The sequence below is a fragment of the Mesorhizobium amorphae genome (assembly GCF_014843845.1).
Lineage (GTDB): Bacteria > Pseudomonadota > Alphaproteobacteria > Rhizobiales > Rhizobiaceae > Mesorhizobium > Mesorhizobium amorphae_A.
In genome coordinates, this window is record NZ_JHQS01000089.1 from 1 (window position 1) to 621 (window position 621).

Annotated in this window: 1 protein-coding gene; it reads right to left on the reverse strand. The window is 62.0% G+C overall.

Features of this window, described 5'->3' with window-relative positions; genetic code table 11:
• Positions 1–9 precede the first annotated feature (9 nt).
• The coding region (locus DH08_RS30115; protein WP_192182893.1) for an IS630 family transposase at positions 10–621 on the reverse strand (612 nt) is incomplete at its 5' end.

Consider the following 621-nt stretch of genomic DNA (forward strand, 5'->3'; position numbering starts at 1 on the left):
TAGAGTCTTTCATGTTTTGACGGAAGCATATCCAGCGTTGTTGAAGTAGTTGGCACATTCGTCGGGTTTGATGGTTCCGACGAGGGTACCGAGATGGCGCCATGTGTCTTCGATGGTTGGCTTCTGGGCGTGGCGCATCCAATGCTTGATCTTGGCGAAGGTCTGCTCGATCGGGTTGAGATCGGGCGAGTATGGCGGCAGGAACCAGAGCCTTGCGCCGGCGGCCCTGATGGCATGACGGATGGCTGCGGACTTATGGCTGCCCAGATTGTCCATGATCACAATGTCGCCGGGCCGCAGGGTCGGGAGCAGTTGCTGACGGACATAGGCGCGGAAGCATTCACCGTTGATCGGGCCGTCGAAGACGCATGGCGCGGTGAGTTCGTCGCAGCGCAACGCGCCCAGGAAGGTCAGGGTTCGCCAATGGCCATGCGGGGCGAAGCCGCGCAGGCGCTGTCCCCTTGGCCCCCAGCCGCGAAGCGGAGCCATGTTGGTCTTGATCCACGTCTCGTCGATGAAGACCAGACGCGCCGGATCGAGGCGACCCTGCCACGACTTCCAGCGCTGGCGGCGACGGGCAATGTCGGCCCGGGCCTGCTCAAGAGCGAGCAGCGTTTTTTT